This is a genomic window from Catenulispora sp. GP43 (assembly GCF_041260665.1).
Classification (GTDB): domain Bacteria; phylum Actinomycetota; class Actinomycetes; order Streptomycetales; family Catenulisporaceae; genus Catenulispora.
Window position 1 is genome coordinate 30062 of the sequence record NZ_JBGCCT010000017.1, and the last position, 14495, is coordinate 44556.

The window sequence follows — 14495 nt, forward strand, 5'->3', positions numbered from 1 at the left end:
ACTCTTATTCGCTGTTCGACAGGAGAGGCGGATCCAGATGAGCGGTGAGGCGGCGATCGATCGCAGGCCCGACGAGCTCGCGCTCGGCCGCGATCTCGGCGAGGCCATCGAGTTCCAGCGCCTGTTGCGGGCCGAAAACCTCGGCGGCACACCGGAGCGGGCGACCGAGGTCTGCCAGCAGATGCGCGAGACGGGCACCTACGTCCACAGTTCTGAAGAGCTGCGCTGGGGCGCACGCATCGCGTGGCGCAACACGCCTCGCTGTATCGGCAAGTTCTACTGGAAAGCCCTCGCCGTGCGCGACATGCGGCACCTGCATCCACATCTGACGAGCGCGCGCGACGTCTTCGACGCCCTGGTCGAGCACCTGCGCCTGGCCTGTGACGGCGGACGGATCAGGCTGCTGATGACGGTGTTCGCGCCTCGCGAGCCCGGCCGGGACGGCATCCGCATCCTCAATCCCCAGCTGGTCCGCTACGCCGGCTACCGGGGCACGGACGGACGGATTACCGGCGACCCGAAGTCCGCCGCCTTCACCGCCTTCGCCCAGCACCTGGGCTGGACCGGCACCGGCGGGCGGTTCGACGTGCTCCCGCTGATCATCCAGATGCCGGGGCGGGCGCCGGAGGTGTTCGAGCTGCCCGAGGACGTCGCGCACGAAGTCCCGATCACCCACCCCCACCTGCCCTGGTTCGCCGACCTGGGCCTGCGCTGGCACGCCTTCCCCAGCATCAGCGACCAGCGTCTGCGCATCGGCGGCCTGGACTACACCGCCGCCCCGTTCAGCGCCTGGTACACCGCCGCCGAGATCGGCGCCCGCAACCTGTCCGACCCCGACCGCTACGACATGCTCAGGACGGTGGCCGAGAAGATGGGCCTGGACGTGGGCAACGACCGCAGTCTGTGGAAGGACCGGGCCCTGGTCGAGCTCACCGCCGCGGTCGTGCACTCCTACGAGCAGGCCGGGGTCTCGGTCATCGACCACCACTTCGCCACCCGCCAGTTCGTCCGGCACGAGCAGCGCGAGCAGGCCGCCGGCCGGGAGACCGCGGCCTGCTGGGACCTGATAGTCCCGCCGATCAGCGGCTCGGCGACTCCGATATGGCAGCGCCGCTACCAGCCGACGGTCGTCCGCCCCAACTTCTTCGACCAGCCCGGGCCCAGCTACGGGCCGTGTGAGCGCTGACGCGTCCCGCTCATCAGTGCATCCCGTCGGCCGGCGACCCCAGGAGCGGCGCCGGCAAGAAGAAGTGACGATGCCCGCCACGGTCGGCGTACGCTACGGCCACCGGTTGGCACCGTCCGAGGCCCTCACGACGTACATCCCGGTCACCTTCACACCGACCGCGGCCCTGACCGCCTCCGACGCCGCCCGCATCGCCGCGCCGGTGCGGTCGCCGGAGCCGCGGTGTGGGTGTCCTTCCTGATCGCCGGTGCCATAGACGCACAGCGTCTCCCGGGCGAGAGTGGCTTTTTTGAGTCGCTCTTAGCGTTGTCTTATCAATCGGCTCGTTCTACTGGCGGCCATGAGCAGTCCTGGACATCGTGAAGCACTCCGCGATACGCAACTCAAACGGCTGTCCACGCTGACCTGGCGTTCCGCGCAGGTCGCGATGGCCGCCACGTTCGTCTTCACGACGGTGATATCGCGGTCCGCGCATGCCGACGCTTCGTCGTCAGGCACGACCGGACAAACCGGAACCACTCAGCAGAACACCACGCCCCCGCCCGGCGCGCCCGCGGCCTCCAGCGGCGCCCCGACGCCTGCCGCTCCGTCCGGATCCGCACCGGGGGCCGCCCCCGCCCCCAAACCCACCACCTCGGCCGGCTCCGGCAAGCCCGCCTCCGCCAGCACGGCCACCCCGGCTCCGCAGCGTCACACCAGCGCCCCCGCACCGGCCGTCGGCACCACGCGCGCGCCGGCGCCGCAGCCCAGCACCGCACCGCCGGTGCAGCCGCCGACGACCCAGCCCACCACGACCAGCGCGCCGCCGGTCGCCTCGACACACACCTCCAAGCACGGATGAGTACTGCGACCCTGTGGATCGCCGACGTGCCGATCGCCAAGGTGTCTTTCCCGGTCTGGGGCGGGACGGCGGAGCTGCTCCTCACCGACCCCGGTGCGATCGACGCCGCCGCGAGGTCGCTGGCCGTCGAGTTGGCGGCGGTCGGGGCGGCGTGCTCGAGGTTCCTGCCGGACTCGGAGCTGTCAGTCGTCAACGCCCGCGCCGGCAGGCCGGTCGCGGTGAGTCCGCTGTTCCTGGACTTCCTCGCCGTCGCGCTCAAAGCGGCTTCCGTCAGCGCCGGCGCCGTGGACCCGACCTGTGGCTCGGCGCTGGTGGCGCTGGGCTACGACCGTGACTACGGGCTGCTGCGACAGGGCCGGGCCCGTGCGTCCGTCCTTCGTCCGGTGGCCGGTTGGCGGGTCGTCGAGGTCGACGCCGGTCGCGGTACGGTCCGCGTCCCGGACGGCGTGCTGCTCGACTTCGGCGCCACGGCCAAGGCGCGGGCGGCCGATCGGGCCGCGCATCGTCTGGCTGCGGAGTTCGGCTGCGGGGTCATGGTGAACCTGTCCGGCGACATCGCGATCGCCGGGCCCGCCCCGGCCGGCGGCTGGCCGGTGCGGGCCGCCGACGGCGAGCTGACCGGCCCGGGCGACCCGGGCCAGACCATCGCCGTGTTCGACGGCGGAGTCGCCACGTCCGGGACCACGACCCGGAAGTGGCGGCAGGGCGATCGCAGCGTGCACCACATCGTCGTCCCCGAAACCGGCGACGCGGCTCCGGTGTACTGGCAGACCGCCTCGGCCGTCGCCGCCACCTGCGTCGATGCCAACACTCTGACGACGACCGCGATCGTGCGCGGCGCGCAGGCTCTGCCGTTCCTGGCCGGGACCGGGTGCCCGACGCGTCTGGTCGGCGCCGACGGCACGATCGCCTTGCTGGGCGGCTGGCCCATGGATGAGGAGTCCGCCCGATGAACCTGTCTTTGAACGGTCCGGGCCTGTGGTACGTCACCCGCGCCACCGGCATCGTCACGCTGCTGATGCTGACCTTCTCGGTCTTCCTCGGCGTGGTCACCCGGTCTCGGCGCTCCACCCGGCGGCTGCCGCGGTTCGTGCTCGTCGGGCTGCACCGCAACGTCTCGCTGATGGTGATGGTGTTCCTGGCGCTGCACGTGCTCACCACGGTCATCGACTCCTACACGAACATCTCGGTGCTCGACGCGTTCGTGCCGTTCCTGTCGCAGTACCGGCCGGTCTACCTGGGGCTGGGCGCTCTCGCCTGCGACGCGCTCATCGTCGTGGTGGTGACCTCGCTGCTGCGCGAGCGGATCGGTTTCCGGACCTGGAAGACGCTGCACCTGTTGTCCTATCTGTGCTGGCCGGTGGCGCTGGTCCACGCCTGGGGCACCGGCACCGATCCGGGCGTGGCGTGGGGACGGTGGATCGGATACGGCTGTGTGGCGTTCATCGCGTGCGTAGTGGGATGGCGCGTCGCCATCGGCGCCCGGCCGAACCGAGCCGACACGTTGGCGCCTTGAGGGTTGGTAATTAGATGACAAGCTTGGAATATGTGCGCACCTCCCCGGCCGCGGGTCTGCCGCGGCTGCTGGACGGTGCCTGGTCCGAATGGTCCGCGAGCCTTGACGCCCATCTGGACCGGCACGGGCCGCTGCCCCTGAACCTGGGCGGGGAAGCGCTGATCGAGATCGTCGAGCGCTCCGGGCTGACCGGGCGCGGCGGCGCGGGCTTCCCGACCGGCCGCAAGCTCCGCTCGGTCGCCGAAGCCGGCCGCGGAACGCCCGTGGTCGTGGCCAACGGCATGGAGGGCGAGCCGGCCAGCAGCAAGGACCGGCTGCTGCTGACCCGGGTTCCGCACCTGGTGCTGGACGGGATCTCCGTGGCCGCGCACGCGGTCGGTGCCGAGCGCGCCTACCTGTGCGTGCACCGCGGCGACCCGGACTTCGCCGACTGGCTGCGAGACTGTGTCCAGGACCGCGCCGCTGCCGGGATCGATCGCGTCCGGATCGAGGTGGCCGAGCTTCCCCGGCGCTATGTCGCCAGCGAGCAGTCCTCGCTCGTGCGCTTCCTCGACGGCGGCCCCGCCGTGCCGACCTTCGGTCCGCGGCCCCATGAGCGGGGCGTCGGCGGTCGGCCGACCCTGGTGAACAACGTCGAGACGCTCGCCCACCTGGCGCAGATCGTCCGGCGCGGCGAGCACTGGTTCCGGGCGGTCGGCACGCAGCACGCGCCCGGCAGCATGCTGACCACGATCGGCGGCGCGGTGAACCGGCCGGGTGTCCACGAGATCCCGATGGGCACGACCGTCGGCGAGGCTGTGCTGCTGGCAGGAGGGCCGGCCGAACGCCTCAAAGCCGTGCTGTGCGGCGGCTATTTCGGGACGTGGCTGCCCGCCGCGGTGGCCTGGAACGTGCCGATGACGCACGCCGACATGCGGCACGCCGGGTCGTTCCTCGGCGCGGGCATCCTGATCGCACTGCCGGAATCGGCGTGCGTACTCGCCGAGACGGCGCGCGTGATCCAGTACATGTCCCAGGAGACGGCCGGACAGTGCGGTCCCTGCGTCTTCGGACTGCCGGCGCTGGCCGAGGCCTTCTCGGAGTTGGCGTTCACCGGCGGCCGCACTCGCACGATCCAGCAGGTCCGGCGGCACATCGACCTGGTGGACCGGCGCGGGGCGTGCCGGCATCCCGACGGCGTGGCCGCGCTCGCCCGCAGCGCCTTGGACGTGTTCGCCGACGACGCCCTGGACCACGACCGCCACGGGCCCTGCGCGGGCCTGCAAAGGCGGCCGGTGCTGCCGCTGCCGCCCCGATCCGAGCGCGAGGAGGTCCGCCGATGAGTCATGTCGTGCGAGTGAACCCGATCAGCTGCCGGGCCCACGGAATGTGCGCCGAGCTGCTGCCCGAGATGATCGAGATCGACCCGTGGGGCTACCCGATCCTGGCCGGCCGCCCGATTCCGCCGGACATCCTCGGCCACGCCCGCCGAGCAGCCGCGGCCTGCCCGACGCTGGCACTGACCGTCGAGGACGGGGACGGCGCGCGGCGCCGGTGATCGCCGGTCCCGCGCGGCGGCTGCTCAGTGGTCGACGCCGCCGTCGTCATCGTCCATCAGAGCCGGGGTCCCGGCCGCACAGCCGATGTGGAACTCGACACGGTGGCCGTTTCCGGTGAACACCATCGTCGCCAGGCGTGCCGGACCGCGCTGCACCGCTTCGGCCTGGTAGCCCTGGGACGGGCTCCATGTCACCAGGTAGACCAGGCCATCCTGGCACTGCGCCACGACCGTTCCGGCGCCGCCGGACAGCCTGCGTTGGACGGGCTGCACCGCCGGAGCGCTCCGGGTGGGCGCGGCAGGAGCGCCGGTCGCCGAGGACGAGGACGATGGTGGGGGTGTGGCAGGCGCGGTCTGGGCCGGCCCGGCAGTGCTCGGGCCGGATGATGGGGACGGCCCCGGAGCCTGGGTCCGGGTCACCGAGGCCAAGGCCTGGTTCACCTGGGCTTGGCTGAGCGTCGCGCCCTGCGGGCTCTGCGGATCGGCGCTGAGATACGACACCGCGAACAGCGACAGGCCGGTGGCGGTCGTCGCCCCGACGATCCAGGCTCCGACGCCGGCAGTGACCCGTACTCGCACACTGGGCATTGTCCGGGCGGTTTCCTTAAGGCGGGGCTAACACGGCGGTAAGGGCGGTCCAGGAACCAGCCATACGGTACTGAACGCGCCGGTACCGGGGTTATGGTGGCGCGATGGCCCAGTTACTGCTGGTCGAGGACGACCCCACGATACGCCGCTCGCTCATCCGCGCCTTCAGCGAGCGGGGCCACGCCGTGGCCAGCGTCGGTACCGCGGCCGAGGCGCTGCGCACGGTCACCGCCGACCGGCCCGACCTGGTCATCCTGGACCTGGGCCTGCCCGACATCGACGGCTACGAGGCGCTGCGGATGATCCGCGCCGTGTGCCCGGTGCCGGTCGTCGTGGCCACCGCGCTGGACGACGAGCAGCAGATCATCAAGGTGCTCGACGCCGGCGCCGACGACTACGTGGTCAAACCGTTCAGCCCGGGCCACCTGGACGCCAGGATCCGCGCCGTGCTGCGCCGCGCCGCCGCCGAGGCCGCCGCGGGCTCGGCGATGCTGGACGTCGGCGGACTCCGCCTGGACCCGCGCGGCCGACTGGCCTGGCTCGACGGGACGGTGTTGGAGCTGTCCCCGCGAGAATTCGACATGCTCCACCATCTGGCCTCCCGCAGCGGCGAGGTGGTGACCAAACGCGATCTGCTGACCAACGTCTGGCGCCAGCCCTACGGCGGCGCGGACAAGACCGTGGACGTGCACCTGTCCTGGCTGCGGCGCAAACTCGGCGAGAGCGCCTCGGCTCCCCGCTACCTGCACACCGTCCGCGGCGTCGGCGTGCGTCTGACGGCCCCGCCCCGATGAGGAGCCGGCTGCTCCTGCTCGCCCTGGCCACCGGATCGCTGATCCTGGTGGCGTTCCTCATCCCGCTCGCGCTGCTGCTGCGCTCCACCGCCGCCGAGCACGCCTCGGACCAGGCCGCCACCCAGGCACAGTCCGTGGCCTCGCTGGTGGCCACGCTCGACCAACGCCAGCTGCCCCTGGTGGTCGACCAGGGCGGACGCCAGATGACGGTGTTCATGCCGGACGGGAGTGTCATCGGCCACCCGGCGCCCGAGGATGCCGCCGTCAGCCTGGCCGCCACCGGCCGTTCGCTGACCGCCCAGGCCCCCGGCGGCCGGGAGGTACTGGTCGCGGTGGCCGGGCTGCCGCGCGGAACCGCGGTGGTGCGGGCCTTCGTGACCAACGCCGAACTCCAGCAGGGCGTCACCCGCTCCTGGCTGATCCTCGGCGCGGTCGGCGCCGGCCTGCTCGCGGTCAGCGCCGCCGTCGCCGCGCTGCTCGCCAAATCCATCACCCGCCCGCTGTCCGCTCTGGTCGGCACCGCCGACGCCATGGCAGCCGGCGACCTGGACGTCCGCGCCGCAGACCAGGGCGCGCCCGAGATCCGTCATGTGGGACGCGCCCTGAACCGGCTCGCCGGACGCATCACCGAGCTGCTGCGCCACGAACGGGAGACCGTCGCCGACCTGTCCCACCGCCTGCGCACCCCGCTCACCGCCCTGCGCATCGATGTCGAGTCCCTGCCCGACACCGAGGACTCACAGCGGATAGTAGACGGCCTGGACGGCCTCGAACGCGCGGTCACCGAGATCATCCGCACCGCCCGCCGCACCGACGCCGACCCCGAGAAGGCCCACTGCGACGCCGCGGCCGTCGTGGCCGAGCGGGCCGCGTTCTGGGCCGCGCTGGCCGAGGACCAGGACCGGCGGATGCTGGTGGACGTGCCGCCGACCGCCGTGCCGGTCGGCGCGACCGCGGACGATGTCGCGGTGTGCGTGGACACCTTGCTGGACAACGTGTTCACGCACACCCCGGAAGGCACGCTGATGGCGGTGGAACTCGTCGCGACGGGAGCCGGCGGCGCCCGGCTGACGGTCGCCGATGCCGGACCCGGCTTCCCAGACGCCACGGCGGCCGCTCGACGCGGTACCGGCTCCCGCCCCCACTCCACAGGACTCGGCCTGGACATCGCCCGCCGCGTGGCCGTCGGCACCGGCGGCACCCTGGTTCTGGGCGCTTCACGGTTCGGAGGCGCGGCTGTGATCGCCGAGTTCGGACCGCCGGCCGGTGGCGCCCAGGCTGTTCCGCGTCACGTCCGCCGCGTGCTTCGGCGGACGGAGCGGCGGTAGGGGCGGAGCGGCGCGCAGGACTACCTTGGGCGCAGTGTCGTAGGCGCGGCGGCAGCGACCAGCCGGAAGCCACCATCGCGCGTCATCTGCTGGCGACGGCTGAAACCGTCGCTGCGACTCCGTTCGATGGAACCCACAGATCGTCGCGCACGTCAGAGCGCTCTTCTGGACCGCTGTCCAATGAGATCACGGCGAGCTGTGGACGCGTTGAGCGGTGTAGATGACCGTCAGCCGCGGGTCTGCGACCTGGCCGCCGAGTTCGTCGACGAGCGAACCGAGGCGAGTGAGAAACTCCGCGCGGTTCGGCGGGGCGAGTTCGGCGATGTTCGGGAATGTGGACCACTGGTCCCGCGCGCTCTGCGCGGTCAGGATCTGATTCCATTCGATGATCTCGACGGAGACGTCGTCGAAGTAGCCGCCCGCGGTCAACTGCCTGCGCCACCGGTCGGTGTCCAGCACGTGCGAGCGGCTGTCCCGGTAGCCGGTGAAATCGGCGGGCAGCAGGTCGTGGTAGACCTCATCGAGCCGGTCGCGGAAGAGCGTCGGCCGCTTGGGGTCGCCGAACTCGTTCCACCACGCCGCCAGCCAGCCGCCCGGACGCACCAGTCCGGCGATCTTCGCGGTCGACGTGGCCGGGTCGAGCCAGTGCAGCGCTGTCGCCGCCACGGCGAGGTCGAACCCGCCTGGCAGGTCTACGGCCTCAAAATCCTTGACGAAGATCTCGAGCCGCTCACACGCATGATCGGCGGCGAGGATCGCGGCCAGGCTCTCGCCGGGCTCGACCGCGACCACGTGCGCGCCGGCCGTTAACAACGGCCCGGTAGCCAGGCCCGTCCCGGCACCGATCTCCAGCACCCGCGCGCCGGGCCGCAGCCCGCAGCGCTCTGTCAGCAGCTCGAAGATCGCGTCCGGGTAGCGTGGCCTGCCCCGTTGGTAGGTCAGCGCATCGGCGTTGAACGACATCCGGCGAGCCGCGCGCGTCGTGTCAGACATCATCGATCCCTCAGCCACGGCAACATCCTGGGCGGCGCTGGTGTCGAGGTTGGATTCTTGATCGTCCATTCCGGCAGTCTGCCCACCTTGGCCCTGTGGAGCCACAGGAATTCCGCCGCGTCGCAGCGGGTCGGCTACGACATGGTCCAGTTCTGGTTCACTCCACCGTTGCAGTCCCAGATCTCGACCTGGGTGCCGTTGGTGGAGCTGAACCCCGGATCGTCCAGACAACGACCGGAGGCCGGGTTGACCAGCGTGTCGCCGTTCTGCTGCCATTGCTGGTTCCCGCCGCCGTTGCAGTCCCACAGCTCGACCAAGGTTCCGTTCGCTGTTCCCGCCCCGGTGACGTCCAGGCACTTGCCGTTGACCTGCAGCGCCCCGCCGTTGTACGTCGCGCCGGAGGCCGCCGCCGGGCTGGAGACGGCGGGACCAGCCGCGTTGGCAGAGCCGGCCGCGCTGACGGAGCCGGCCGAACCGAGAGAGAGCGTCAGGGCGAAGGCAGCCGAGACCGTCGCCACCATCAGACGTCTGATTGTCGAACGGAACATGGGTGACTCCTGTTGCGAACGTTCCCATCCACCGCAAGGCCGACAGGAGCACAGAGAAGGCGAGAATGTCGCCGATACACGCGTGAACGTTCACACATCGGGGTGAGTATCAGCCCGACTCAGAGTCCTGTCAAGGCATCCGAGGTTGCGCAACGGTCCGAGTCTGGTGAATCTCGTTGATATTACCAACCCTGCACGCAGGGTATTGACAGAACCACTCAACAGTCACCACGATGCGACACTGAAGCTCGTCGGCAGCTTTCGACAGCACCCTGACACATCTCGCGCGGACGATCCCTCCCCGGCCTCGCGTCTCCCTCGCGTGCGCCGCGACGTGGCACGGTCCGCGCGACGGGTCCCACCTCGGCTGCCGCCAGGCAGCGATCCACTGTCGCCGACGGTCGGCGCGGGCAGCACGGTCGGCCGTCCAGAAGGGAAACCGATGTCCACCGTTCGTGTCCGACCGCCCAGACTCCTGCTCTACCTCGCCCTGACCGCTCTGCTGGCCTCGGTGTTCTTCGTCGCCGCCACCGGCAGCCCGGCCCGCGCGGCCACCTCCACGACGATCTCCGCCAACGGCGCCGGCGGCGGCCGGACCTTCGACGGCATCGGCGCGATCAGCGGCGGCGGCGGGAACTCCCGCCTGCTCAAGGACTATCCGGCCGCCCAGCAGTCGCAGATCCTGGACTACCTCTTCAAGCCCGGCTACGGCGCCGACCTGCAGATGCTCAAGCTGGAGATCGGCGGAGACGCCAACTCCACCGACGGCTCCGAGCCCTCGATCGAGCACACCCGCGGCGTCGTCAACTGCGACGCCGGCTACGAGTTCTGGCTCGCCCAACAGGCCAAGGCCCGCAACCCCGACATCGCCTTCTACGGCCTGGCCTGGGCCGCACCGGGCTGGATCAACGGCGGGTTCTGGTCCACCGACACGATCGACTACCTCATCAGCTGGCTCGGCTGCGCCAAGGCCGACGGCGTCCCGGTGTCCTACCTCGGCGGCTGGAACGAGCGCGGCTACAACGCCGACTGGTACATCCAGCTGCGCACGGCGCTGAACAACGCCGGTTACGGCAGCGTGAAGATCGTCGCCGACGACTCCGGCTGGGACGCCGCCGACGCCGCGGCCTCCAACTCGGCGTTCAACAACGCCGTGTCCATCTGGGGTGCGCACTACTCCTGCAACGGCGGTGACGGCGGCAACGCCGACACGTGCTCCAGCGACGCCGCCGCGCAGGCGAACGGCAAGCCGCTGTGGGACAGCGAGCAGGGATCGCAGGATGAGAACACCGGCGCGCCGGCGCTGATCCGCGCCATCACCCGCGGATACATCGACGCCAAGATGACCAGCTACTTCAACTGGCCGCTGACCGCCGCGATCTACTCCAACCTCCCCTACTCGACCGTCGGCCTGTCCAGCGCCGACTCGCCGTGGTCCGGTGCCTACACCATCGGCGCCAACACCTGGGCGACAGCGCAGGTCACGCAGTTCACCCAGCCTGGCTGGCAGTTCCTGGACTCGGGGTCCGGCTACCTGGGCGGCTCGGAGTCCAACGGCACCTACGTGACGTTGAAGTCCACCAACAACAGCGACTACACCACGATCGTGGAGACCACCACGGCCGGCGCCGCGCAGAACGTCACGATCAACCTCAGCGGCGGCCTGTCCACCGGCACCGCGCACGTCTGGTCGACCAACCTGAACAACCCCAGCATCGGGGCTTCGCTGGTCCACTCCCAGGACATCACGCCGAGCAACGGCTCCTACTCGCTGACCGTCCAGCCCGGCTACGTCTACTCGATCACCACCACCACCGGTCAGGGCAAGGGCACCGCGACCTCCCCGGCCTCCGCCCCGATGGCACTGCCCTACAGCGACAACTTCGACAGCTACGCGACCAACACCGAGGCGAAGTACCTGTCGGACATGCAGGGCTCCTTCGAGGTCCGCCCCTGCACCGACGGCCGCTCGGGGCAGTGCGTCCAGCAGGTCACGCCAGTCATCCCGATCGAGTGGCAGAACGACTCCGACGCGTTCTCCCTGCTCGGCGACCCGACCTGGTCGAACTACACCGTCAAGGTCGACGTGGACCTGCAGCAGGCCGGCACCGCCGAGCTGCTGGGCCGGGCCGGCACCCAGTCCCGGCCGCAGGGGAATCAGAACCTGTACAAGTTCCGGGTCTCCGACACCGGCGCCTGGTCGATCGTCAAGAACTACTCCAGCGGCAGCGCCACCACGCTGGCCAGCGGCACCATCTCGGCGCTGGGCACCGGCACCTGGCACACGCTCGGGCTGACGTTCCAGGGCACGCAGATCACCGCGACGGTCGACGGCGCCACGGTGAGCACCGTGAACGACAGCACGTTCCTGTCCGGGCAGGTCGGCATCGGGGTCGTCGGCTACCAGACCGACGAGTTCGACAACCTGACGATCACCCCGGGCAGCGGCACCGCGCAGCCCCCGACCGGCCCGATCACCTCCGGCATCGCCGGCAAGTGCCTGGACGACAACGGCGGCTCGACCGTCAACGGCACCAAGGCCCAGATCTGGGACTGCAACGGCACCAGTGCGCAGCAGTGGACATACAACGGCGGGGCGCTGCAGGTCAACGGCAAGTGCCTGGACGTCACCGGCGCCGGGGCCACCGCCAACGGCACGCTGGTCGAGATCTGGGACTGCAACGGCGGCGGCAACCAGCAGTGGCAGCAGAACGGCAACACGCTGGTCAACCCCGCCTCCGGTCGTTGTCTGGACGATCCGGGGTTCAGCTCCACCAACGGCACCCAGGTCGAGATCTGGGACTGCAACGGCGGAGTGAACCAAAACTGGACGCTGCCGTCGTCCTGACCTCCGCAATGCCCACTGGAATACCCGCCTGACACGGTGCCGCGCGGACGCCTTTCGCAGACGGACGCGCGGCACCGCCCGGCACCGCCTGGCAACCGCTCATGCCACCGAACCGCTTGTGAAGTGAGGACCGGCCATGAACAGATTCACAGTGATCCTGACGATCGCGGCACTGGCCACGCTCGGTACGGCGGCGACCGGTGCCGCCACCGCTGCCGCCGCCACCCCGAACGCGGCTTCCGCCACCACGCTGCGGCTCATGCCGCTGGGCGACTCGATCACCTGGGGCATCGGCAGCAGCACCGGCGACAGCTACCGCGGCCCGCTGTGGAACGAGCTGTCCGCCGAGGGCCACGCGCTGGACTTCGTCGGCAGCGTCCGCAACGGCACCATGTCCGACCCGGACAACGAGGGCCACTCCGGCTACCGCATCGACCAGATCTCCGCCCTCGCCGACGCCACCGTGGACCACTACCGGCCCAACGTCATCACCCTGGAGATCGGCACCAACGACCTCAACCAGGACTACCAGGTCGCCACCGCCCCGGCGCGGCTCAAGTCCCTGATCGACCAGCTCACCTTCGACGCCCCCGACGCGACCATCCTGGTCGGCACGGTCATCGTCTCCACGAGTCCGGTCGAGGAAGCCAACCGCGGCGCCTTCAACCAGCAGATCCCCGGCATCGTGCAGAGCGAGCAGGCCGCCGGCAAACACGTCCGCCTCGTCGACATGAGTGCCCTGACAACCTCCGACCTGTCCGACTCGCTGCACCCGAACGACGGCGGCTACCAGAAGATGGCCGATGCCTTCAACGCCGGCGTGCAGGCGGCCGACGCCGCCGGCTGGCTCAACGCCCCGGTCCCCACCGGCGGCGCGGTCCAATCCGGCATCGCGGGCAAGTGCCTGGACGACAACGGCGGCAGCAACACCGACGGAACCGCCGTCCAGATCTGGAGCTGCAACGGCACCGACGCCCAATACTGGTCGGCCTACACCGACGGGACCCTGCGGGCCGAGGGCAAATGCCTGGACGCCACCGGCGCGGCCACCGCGAACGGTACGAAGATCGAGCTCTGGGACTGCAACGGCGGCGGCAACCAGGTCTGGCAGTCCTACAACGGCGGCTACCGCAACCCAGTCTCCGGCCGCTGCCTGGACGACCCCGGCCTGTCCACCACCGACGGTACGCAACTGGTGCTGTGGGACTGCAACGGCGGCGCCAACCAGAAGTGGACGACGTTGCCTACCGGCTGAGACTTCGTCCGCCTCCCCCAAAGAAGGCGATGGGTGTCGCGGTGCTGGTCCTACGGCCTGCACCGCGACGGCTGCTGCTATGAACCCGGTCCTGATAGCGGTGCCGAATACACCCGCTCAGCGGCGGCCGGTGGCGACGATCAGGAGAAACTGGCCGCCGCCCGCCTCGACTCCGGCGGTCACCGGCATGCCCGGCACCAGCCGGGAGAACCGGTCCACCAGCCATTCCGCCGCGTCCTGGGCGTCCTGCTTGGTCGGGCAACGGCCCACCATCTCGCGGCCGCCCTTGCGCTCCAGCCGCTCAGCCACGGTGGCCAGCGGTGCGGGCTCGATCACGTACAGGTGCTCCGGCCAGGGGATCACCACCTGGACCGCGCCCTTGCGGGTGTTGCATCCGCGGTGCGCGAGCCGCTCGGCAACCTTGGCCTTCCGGTCAGCGGTCCGGCTGTCGACGCTGGGGCCCCGCGGATCGTTCACCGACATGTCGGGGTCGACCGGCTCGTCGCACACCCAGCACCGCCAGCCGTCGCGTTCGGCCACGTCATCGAGGAGACTCACCCGAGCAGACTAGCCGACGCCGGCGGCCACGTCGGTCAGCGTGCCGAACGGCTTCCCTTCGGCCCTTCGGGAGGATCTGGACGAGTGGTCCGCCGTTCTTGGACGGGAACTCAGCAACGGGATCTTCGGGGAGAACCTGACCACCTCGCACTTGGACGTCACCGGCGCGGTCGTCGGCGAGCGCTGGCGGGTCGGCACGGTGCTGCTGGAGGTGACCGCGCCGCGGATCCCGTGCCGGACCTTCGCCGGATGGCTGGGCGAGCGCGCCTGGATCAAGACGTTCACACAACGCGCCGCCCCCGGTGCGTACCTGCGCGTGATCCAGGAGGGGCAGGTCCAGGCCGGGGACGAGGTCACCGTCCTGGACCGTCCCGATCACGAGGTCACCATCGGCGTGGCGTTCCGCGCGCTGACGACCGAGCGTGAACTGCTCCCCCGGCTGCTGACGGTCGAGGCGCTCGCCGAGACGGCCCGCAAGCGGCTCGGCGGCGCGCGCGACTAGA

The 14495-nt window shown here is 70.6% G+C and carries 15 protein-coding genes and 1 pseudogene; 12 read left to right on the top strand and 4 right to left on the bottom strand.

Annotation, left to right across the window (positions count from 1 at the left end):
• The first annotated feature begins 37 nt into the window (after nt 1–37).
• The 7 genes from ABH926_RS30155 (at nt 38) to ABH926_RS30185 (ending at nt 5080) form a co-directional block, all read left to right on the top strand.
• Complete coding sequence (locus ABH926_RS30155; RefSeq protein WP_370369254.1) at nt 38–1186, top strand: nitric oxide synthase oxygenase; 1149 nt, start codon at nt 38–40, stop codon at nt 1184–1186.
• A 70-nt stretch (nt 1187–1256) separates the two neighbouring features.
• Nucleotides 1257–1427, top strand: coding sequence for a hypothetical protein (locus ABH926_RS30160; RefSeq protein WP_370369255.1), 171 nt, complete (start codon nt 1257–1259; stop codon nt 1425–1427).
• Between the two features lie 99 nt (nt 1428–1526).
• Nucleotides 1527–2027 carry a hypothetical protein gene (locus ABH926_RS30165; protein WP_370369256.1) on the top strand — a complete coding sequence of 167 codons (501 nt, stop codon included), beginning with the start codon at nt 1527–1529 and terminating at the stop codon, nt 2025–2027.
• The gene (locus ABH926_RS30170) at nt 2024–2980 is read left to right on the top strand and encodes an FAD:protein FMN transferase (RefSeq protein ID WP_370369257.1); all 957 of its coding nucleotides are present in this window, start codon (nt 2024–2026) and stop codon (nt 2978–2980) included. Before ABH926_RS30165 ends, ABH926_RS30170 begins: the two co-directional genes overlap by 4 nt.
• Nucleotides 2977–3543 (top strand): ferric reductase-like transmembrane domain-containing protein, encoded by a 567-nt coding sequence (locus tag ABH926_RS30175; protein WP_370369259.1) that lies wholly within the window; start codon nt 2977–2979, stop codon nt 3541–3543. The genes ABH926_RS30170 and ABH926_RS30175 overlap by 4 nt, the downstream gene beginning before the upstream one ends.
• Before the next feature lie 14 nt (nt 3544–3557).
• Nucleotides 3558–4865, top strand: a complete 1308-nt coding sequence (locus ABH926_RS30180) for an NADH-ubiquinone oxidoreductase-F iron-sulfur binding region domain-containing protein (protein ID WP_370369260.1) — start codon at nt 3558–3560, stop codon at nt 4863–4865.
• Nucleotides 4862–5080 carry a ferredoxin gene (locus tag ABH926_RS30185; protein WP_370369262.1) on the top strand — a complete coding sequence of 73 codons (219 nt, stop codon included), beginning with the start codon at nt 4862–4864 and terminating at the stop codon, nt 5078–5080. Before ABH926_RS30180 ends, ABH926_RS30185 begins: the two co-directional genes overlap by 4 nt.
• 24 nt (nt 5081–5104) lie before the next feature.
• Here the strand turns inward: ABH926_RS30185 and ABH926_RS30190 are convergent, their stop codons facing one another.
• Nucleotides 5105–5659, bottom strand: coding sequence for a hypothetical protein (locus ABH926_RS30190; RefSeq protein WP_370369263.1), 555 nt, complete (start codon nt 5657–5659; stop codon nt 5105–5107).
• A 113-nt stretch (nt 5660–5772) separates the two neighbouring features.
• On the opposite strand from ABH926_RS30190, the gene ABH926_RS30195 reads away from it, so the two are divergent.
• Both ABH926_RS30195 and ABH926_RS30200 read left to right on the top strand, forming a co-directional pair.
• Complete coding sequence (locus tag ABH926_RS30195) at nt 5773–6462, top strand: response regulator transcription factor (RefSeq protein WP_370369264.1); 690 nt, start codon at nt 5773–5775, stop codon at nt 6460–6462.
• Nucleotides 6459–7790 carry a HAMP domain-containing protein gene (locus tag ABH926_RS30200; RefSeq protein ID WP_370369265.1) on the top strand — a complete coding sequence of 444 codons (1332 nt, stop codon included), beginning with the start codon at nt 6459–6461 and terminating at the stop codon, nt 7788–7790. The genes ABH926_RS30195 and ABH926_RS30200 overlap by 4 nt, the downstream gene beginning before the upstream one ends.
• Nucleotides 7791–7976: 186 nt before the next feature.
• Here the strand turns inward: ABH926_RS30200 and ABH926_RS30205 are convergent, their stop codons facing one another.
• Nucleotides 7977–8888: a class I SAM-dependent methyltransferase gene (locus ABH926_RS30205; RefSeq protein ID WP_370369266.1), complete on the bottom strand. Its 912-nt coding sequence runs from the start codon at nt 8886–8888 to the stop codon at nt 7977–7979.
• A gap of 29 nt (nt 8889–8917) precedes the next feature.
• Complete coding sequence (locus ABH926_RS30210; RefSeq protein WP_370369267.1) at nt 8918–9331, bottom strand: ricin-type beta-trefoil lectin domain protein; 414 nt, start codon at nt 9329–9331, stop codon at nt 8918–8920.
• A gap of 442 nt (nt 9332–9773) precedes the next feature.
• Here ABH926_RS30210 and ABH926_RS30215 point away from each other — a divergent pair, with 442 nt between their 5' ends.
• Nucleotides 9774–12179 carry a ricin-type beta-trefoil lectin domain protein gene (locus ABH926_RS30215; protein ID WP_370369268.1) on the top strand — a complete coding sequence of 802 codons (2406 nt, stop codon included), beginning with the start codon at nt 9774–9776 and terminating at the stop codon, nt 12177–12179.
• A 136-nt stretch (nt 12180–12315) separates the two neighbouring features.
• The gene (locus tag ABH926_RS30220) at nt 12316–13434 is read left to right on the top strand and encodes a ricin-type beta-trefoil lectin domain protein (RefSeq protein WP_370369269.1); all 1119 of its coding nucleotides are present in this window, start codon (nt 12316–12318) and stop codon (nt 13432–13434) included.
• A gap of 117 nt (nt 13435–13551) precedes the next feature.
• Here ABH926_RS30220 and ABH926_RS30225 read toward each other — a convergent pair whose 3' ends face one another.
• On the bottom strand, nt 13552–13992 hold the full coding sequence (locus ABH926_RS30225) for a hypothetical protein (RefSeq protein WP_370369270.1): 441 nt from the start codon (nt 13990–13992) through the stop codon (nt 13552–13554).
• A 67-nt stretch (nt 13993–14059) separates the two neighbouring features.
• On the opposite strand from ABH926_RS30225, the pseudogene ABH926_RS30230 reads away from it, so the two are divergent.
• Nucleotides 14060–14494: pseudogene (locus tag ABH926_RS30230) on the top strand (MOSC domain-containing protein); the annotation flags it as partial.
• Nucleotide 14495 lies beyond the last annotated feature (1 nt).